Raw genomic sequence first — 6,266 nt, forward strand, 5'->3', positions numbered from 1 at the left:
TCGGGCAGCGCAGGCGCGGCCGGCTCAGAGAGGCCGAGACGTCCCTGCGCGAGTCGCTGCGCCTGGCCGAACGGGTGGGCCGCGGACTGCCGTTGTACTGGACCGCCTCCTGCAACCTCGTCGACACCCTGCTCGCCCGCGGTCACGTCGAGGAGGCCTGGGAGGTCGCCGAGCGCTACGGCTTCGCACCGCCCTACCCGTCCACCATCGTCATCCCCGACCCGCGTTCCGTGCGCGGCAGGCTGCTGCTCGCCGTGGGCCGCACCAAGGAGGGCGTCAACGAACTGGAGGCCGCCGAGAAGGCCGCCGCCGTCCGCGGCCACCACAACCCGGTGATGGTGCCCTGGGCCGCCGACCTCGCCCGCGCCCTGGCCACCGAGGACCCGGCCAGGGCCGGCCGGCTCGCCGCCGACGTGCGCCGCCAGGCCGAGCGGTTCGGCACCGACACGGCGATAGGGGAGGCGCTGCGGTGCGCGGCCGCGCTGGAGACCGGTCAGCGCGCGGTACGCCTGGCCGCGCAGGCCGTCACCTACCTGGAGGCCTCCCCGTGCCAGTACGAACACGCGGCCGCCCGCGTCGAGTACGGCATCCTCTCCCGCTCGGTCGCCGAACTCGACCGGGGCCTGACCCTGGCCCGCTCCTGCGGCGCCGACGGCCTGGTGGCCCAGGCCCGGCAGGTGCTGGAGTCGGGACGCGGCCTGCGCTAGGGCCTTTCTTCCGGATCAGGCCGGCTCCGAGTCACCTCGCCACCCGGCCGACCCGAGCAGGGTCTGGTGCGTGCAGCTGCAAGGCGGAGGAGGGCGGCGACGCGATGGGGGTCCCCCTGCTCGTCAAGAGCTTGGGGGAGTCGGCAACCGACGACAACGCCGCTGGGGTCCCCCCTGCTCGAAGAGCTTGGGGCAGTGCGTGCCAGATCCCGCGACCGGCGGCAAGATCCGGTGGAGAGGCCCTAGCCGGCCCGGGCCGCGCGAGTCGGCCGCGTCAGCCCTGGCCGGGGTCCTCCGCCAGCACCCGCTGGGCCACCGCGAACGCCGAGTTGGCGGCCGGCACCCCGCAGTACACGGCGGTCTGCAGCAGTACGGCGCCGATCTCGTCCTCGGTGAGCCCGTTGCGCCGCGCCGCGCGCACATGCAGGGCCGGCTCGTCGTAGTGGCCGTGGGCGACCAGCGCGGTCGGGGTGATCATGCTGCGCTCGCGGCGGGAGAGCGTCGGGTCGCTCCAGATCCCGCCCCAGGCGTAGCGGGAGATGAAGCGCCGTGATCCGTAGGCCTCTGACGTGACGTGATTCGGAGGCCTCTGACGCGCGAGGTCACTCGTCCGCGGTGAGGACCACCCACACCTGGCCGCGCGCCAGGTTCACGGGCGTGCCGTCCGCGGCGGTGAGCGAGGTGCCGTCCGCCGCCCCCGGGCGCTTCCAGGTGACGTCGTGGACCCGGCCGTCGCGCAGCACCTCGGCCTTCCCCGACCCCACGGTCTCGGTGTACGGCGTGTAGTTGCCGAGGAAGTCGTGCAGGCTCGACCGGCGCACCTTCACGTGCTGCACCACCACGGTCGCCGGGGTCACCGGTCCGCCGTCGGTGGTCACGGTGGGCGTGCCGTCCATGGCCACCTGCCAGCCGTGCCGCTGCGCCGACCAGGTGAAGGTGAAGCGCGCCGCCGGATAGCGGACCGTGCGCGAGGTCTCGGCGCGGCCGCCGGAGGGGGCCGGACCGTAACGGAAGCCGGTGGTCAGCGCCCCGGCGCCCGGCGGGGAGCCGAGGAGGCGGGCGGGACGCAGGAAGAGGTTGTGCGGGGCCGGCTTGCCGCTCCCCCGGAAGTAGGCGCCGGGCTCGCTGTCGGCCGACTCGGCCTTGACGGGGGCCGCGTCGATCAGCGGCAGCAGCTTGGACTGGGCGCCGGAGAAGGCGAGGACGGGGTGGTCGAACTGGCGCAGCAGTTCGAGGTCGGACTCGCGGGCGCTGCGCACCGGCCCGACGACCGGGGGCAGTCTGGTGGCGTAGACGGCCATCAGCCGGCTCAGTCCGCCCTCGACCTGCTCCGCGTACACGATGTCGGCCGCGTTCAGACCCGTCTGCGGGCGGGCCGGGACCACATTGTCGATCTTGACCGCGAGCACCGGGCCGGTGTGTCCCCGGCTCGTGGTGGGGGAGGGGGACTGCCCGGCGGTGTGTCCCTGCCCGTCGTCGGGGCCGCCGCGCCCCGATGAACAGCCCGCCGCCAGGGACAGGGTCACCGCGGCGGCGAGCAGGGCGCCCGCCGTGGCGGCGCGGCGCGTCCGCCCTCTCCGTCTTTGGCCCGGTGCCGCGCCCGGACCCGTGCCCGCCGTCCCGTCATCGGTCGTTCCCACGATCTCTGCCCCCGTCTCCGCGTATGCCGGACACGCCCGGGAGATGTGTCCGTTCAAGTCCAGTGATTGTGTGTTTGAACGTTCATTCATGGCCATAGACGCTCACTTCCGATCCGGCCGTTCCGGTTCGGTGCCCTGACCCCGGGTACCCGGCGGCGCAGACGGTGACAAAGGCGACGGAGGGAGCGCGCCGCGATGAAGGCAGTTACCTGGCAGGGCAAGCGCGACGTACGGGTGGACGAGGTCCCCGATCCGAAGATCCAGGAACCGACGGACGCCGTCATCCGGGTCACCTCGAGCGGCCTGTGCGGCTCCGACCTGCACCTGTACGAGGTGCTCACGCCGTTCATGACGCCCGGCGACATCCTCGGCCACGAGCCGATCGGCATCGTCGAGGAGGTCGGCGCCGAGGTCACCAACCTCCAGCCCGGCGACCGGGTGGTCGTCCCCTTCCAGATCTCCTGCGGCCACTGCTTCATGTGCTCGGCGGGCCTGCAGACCCAGTGCGAGACCACCCAGGTCACCAGCGAGGGCATGGGCGCCCCCCTGTTCGGCTACACCCGCCTGTACGGCGCGGTCCCGGGCGCCCAGGCCGAGTACCTGCGCGTCCCGCAGGCGCAGTACGGCCCGATGAAGATCCCCGAGGGTCCCGCCGACGACCGATTCCTCTACCTCTCCGACGTGCTGCCCACCGCCTGGCAGGCCGTCGCCTACGCAGACGTGCCGCAGGGCGGCACCGTGGCCGTGCTCGGCCTCGGGCCGATCGGCGACATGGCCTGCCGGATCGCACGGGCGCGCGGCGCCGAGCGGGTGTTCGGCGTGGACCTCGTCACGGAGCGGCTGACCCGGGCGCGCGCCCGGGGCGTGGAGACGTACGACCTGCGCAGCTTCGACAGCGAGAAGGAACTCGTCGCCGCGATCCAGGACGAGACCGACGGGCGCGGGCCCGACGCGGTCATCGACGCCGTCGGCACCGAGGCGCACGGCAGCGCCGCCGCCCGCATGGTCCAGCAGGCCGCCGCCGTGATGCCGCGCGCGATCAGCGGACCGATCGCCGAACGCTTCAGCGTGGACCGGCTGGCCGCCCTGCACACCGCCATCGAACTCGTGCGCCGCGGCGGCACGATCTCCCTGTCCGGCGTCTACGGCGGCATGGCGGACCCATTGCCGATGCTCACCCTGTTCGACAAGCAGATCCAGATGCGCATGGGGCAGGCCAACGTCCGCCGCTGGAGCGACGAGATCATGCCCTACCTGACGGACGAGGACCCGCTCGGCGTCGACGGGTTCGCCACGCACCACGTGCCGCTGTCCGACGCGCCGCACGCGTACGAGATGTTCCAGCGCAAGCAGGACGGCGCGGTCAAGGTGGTCATGCGGCCGTGAGGCGCCGGGCCGTGCGGGCGTGAGGCGCCTGCGAAGCGGCCCCGAGGCCGTGAGGCAGGGCCGGTTCAGGTCCCGGGGCCGAGGATCTCCGACAGGTCGTAGCGGACCGGTTCCTCCAACTGGGCGTAGGTGCAGCTCTCAGGAGTGCGGTCCGGGCGCCAGCGGCGGAAACGCGCGGTGTGCCGGAACCGCGCCCCGCTCTCCATGTGGTCGTACGCCACCTCGGCCACCCGCTCCGGTCTGAGCGGCACCCAGGACAGGTCCTTCTTGCCCGACCAGCGGCTCGGCGCGCCCGGCAGCCGGGCCGACTCGTGGGCCTCCTCCTGGGACCAGGCCGCCCACGGATGCCCGCTCACGTCGTCCATCCGCAGCGGCTCCAGCTCGTCGATCAGCTCCGCGCGCCGCTTCGCCGTGAACGCGGCCGACACGCCGACGTGCTGGAGGACGCCCCGGTCGTCGTAGAGCCCGAGCAGCAGAGAGCCCACCACGGGGCCGCTCTTGTGGTGGCGGTAGCCGGCCACGACCACGTCCGCGGTGCGCTCGTGCTTGACCTTGAACATGGCCCGCTCGTCCTGGAGGTAACGCAGCCCGAGCGGCTTGGCGACGACACCGTCGAGGCCGGCCCCCTCGTACTGCTCGAACCACTGCCGCGCCACCTCGATGTCGGTGGTCGCGGGCGCCACATGGACCGGTGCCGTCACCCCCTCCAGCGCCCTGACCAGCAGCGCCCGCCGGTCGGACAGCGGCACGTCCAGCAGCGACTCGCCGTCCAGCGCGAGCAGGTCGAACGCCACGAAGGACGACGGGGTCCGCTCCGCCAGCATCCGCACCCGCGAGTCGGCCGGATGGATCCGCTCGGTGAGCGCGTCGAAGTCCAGCCGCCCCTCACGGGCGATCACGATCTCCCCGTCCAGCACGCACCGTTCGGGCACCCGCTCCTTGAGCGCCGCCACCAGCTCGGGGAAGTACCGGGTCAGGGGCCTGCCGGTACGGCTGCCCAGCTCGACCTCGTCCCCGTCGCGGAACACGATCGCCCGGAAGCCGTCCCACTTCGCCTCGTACTGCATGTCCGGCGGGATCTTCGCCACCGACTTGGCGAGCATCGGCTTCACGGGCGGCATCACGGGCAGATCCATGGCACCTCCATGGCACCGATTCTGCGCGCCCCGGGCCGCGTCCGCCCGGTGTGCGAGGCGTGCGCGGTACGCCTACCGTGGCTCGCATGGGCGATGCGGTGGAACTGGAGGTGGCCGGCCGGACCCTGCGGCTGTCCAGCCCGGACAAGGTGTTCTTCCCGGAGCGCGGCTTCACCAAGCTGGACGTGGCCCGCTACTACCGGTCCGTGGCCCCGGGCATCCTGCGCGCCCTGCGCGACCGCCCCACCACCCTGGAGCGCTACCCCGACGGCATCACCGGCGAGTGGTTCTTCCAGAAGCGGGCGCCCAAGAGCATGCCCGACTGGATCCCGACGGCACACATCACCTTCCCCAGCGGGCGCAGCGCCGACGAGATGTGCCCGACCGAGGAGGCGGCCGTGGTGTGGGCCGCGCAGTACGGCACGCTCACCTTCCACCCCTGGCCGGTACGGCGCGGCGATGTCGACCACCCCGACGAACTGCGCATCGACCTCGACCCCCAGCCCGGCACCGACTACGCCGACGCGGTCCGCGCCGCCCACGAACTGCGCGCCGTGCTGGAGGAGTTCGGCGGGCTGCGCGGCTGGCCCAAGACCTCCGGCGGGCGCGGCCTGCACGTGTTCGTGCCCATCGAACCGCGCTGGACCTTCACCCAGGTGCGGCGCGCCGCGATCGCGGTGGGGCGCGAGATGGAGCGGCGGATGCCCGAGCAGGTCACGATCAAGTGGTGGAAGGAGGAGCGCGGCGCCCGCATCTTCGTGGACTACAACCAGACGGCGCGCGACCGCACCATCGCCTCCGCCTACTCGGTACGGCCCCGCCCGCACGCCCCCGTCTCGGCGCCGTTGCGCTGGGAGGAGGTGGGCGCCGCCCTGCCCGAGGACTTCGACCTGGCGACCATGCCGGCCCGGTTCGCCGAACTCGGGGACGTGCACGCCGACATGGACGAGCACGCGTTCTCGCTGGAGGCGCTGCTCGACCTCGCGGCACGGGACGAGCGCGACCACGGCCTGGGCGACCTGCCCTATCCGCCGGAGTACCCGAAGATGCCGGGCGAGCCGAAGCGGGTGCAGCCGAGCAGGGCCAGGAAGGACGCGTAGCGGGGCGGGACAGGGCGCCCGGAGCCGCGGGGCTCGCCGTCTGGAAGGCCGGGGCCCTTGCGCGGGGAAGGACGGGCAGGCCGGCCCTTGCCGTCCGCCCCCGCCGGGGCGCGGCTTCGCGGTTATCCTGATCCGCAACCGCCGGTGAGGAGTGCCGAAGTGTCCGAGGCAGTGTCGCGTCCCACGCTGGAGGCCGTGGCCGCCCGGGCGGGGGTCTCGCGGGCCACCGTGTCACGCGTGGTCAACGGTGCCCATGGGGTCAGGGATGCACTGGCCGAGCGGGTCCGGCGGGCCGTG

5 protein-coding genes and 2 pseudogenes are annotated in these 6,266 nt (G+C 73.3%); 4 read left to right on the forward strand and 3 right to left on the reverse strand.

All coding sequences use genetic code 11. The features are described from left to right. A pseudogene (locus IE249_RS19990) lies at window positions 1-707 on the forward strand (ATP-binding protein); the annotation flags it as partial. A gap of 274 nt (window positions 708-981) precedes the next feature. Here IE249_RS19990 and IE249_RS19995 read toward each other — a convergent pair. Together IE249_RS19995 and IE249_RS20000 are read right to left on the reverse strand one after the other, a co-directional pair. After that, a pseudogene (locus tag IE249_RS19995) lies at window positions 982-1,251 on the reverse strand (carboxymuconolactone decarboxylase family protein); the annotation flags it as partial. 58 nt (window positions 1,252-1,309) lie between these two features. Further along, window positions 1,310-2,347 carry a DUF3048 domain-containing protein gene (locus IE249_RS20000; RefSeq protein WP_229858866.1) on the reverse strand — a complete coding sequence of 346 codons (1,038 nt, stop codon included), beginning with the start codon at window positions 2,345-2,347 and terminating at the stop codon, window positions 1,310-1,312. A 195-nt stretch (window positions 2,348-2,542) separates the two neighbouring features. Between IE249_RS20000 and IE249_RS20005 the strand changes: the two genes are divergently transcribed. After that, window positions 2,543-3,733 carry a zinc-dependent alcohol dehydrogenase gene (locus tag IE249_RS20005; protein ID WP_189706353.1) on the forward strand — a complete coding sequence of 397 codons (1,191 nt, stop codon included), beginning with the start codon at window positions 2,543-2,545 and terminating at the stop codon, window positions 3,731-3,733. A gap of 65 nt (window positions 3,734-3,798) precedes the next feature. Here the strand turns inward: IE249_RS20005 and IE249_RS20010 are convergent, their stop codons facing one another. Continuing rightward, a complete protein-coding gene (locus IE249_RS20010; RefSeq protein ID WP_189706355.1) occupies window positions 3,799-4,869 on the reverse strand; it encodes an ATP-dependent DNA ligase in 1,071 nt (356 codons plus the stop codon). Window positions 4,870-4,955: 86 nt separating this feature from the next. Here IE249_RS20010 and ligD point away from each other — a divergent pair, with 86 nt between their 5' ends. Then, the gene (gene ligD / locus IE249_RS20015) at window positions 4,956-5,969 is read left to right on the forward strand and encodes a non-homologous end-joining DNA ligase (protein ID WP_189706357.1); all 1,014 of its coding nucleotides are present in this window, start codon (window positions 4,956-4,958) and stop codon (window positions 5,967-5,969) included. Window positions 5,970-6,128: 159 nt separating this feature from the next. Further along, the coding region (locus IE249_RS37930) for a LacI family DNA-binding transcriptional regulator (protein WP_229858882.1) at window positions 6,129-6,266 on the forward strand (138 nt) is incomplete at its 3' end.

This window comes from Streptomyces anandii JCM 4720, from assembly GCF_014650655.1.
Classification (GTDB): Bacteria; Actinomycetota; Actinomycetes; order Streptomycetales; family Streptomycetaceae; genus Streptomyces; species Streptomyces anandii.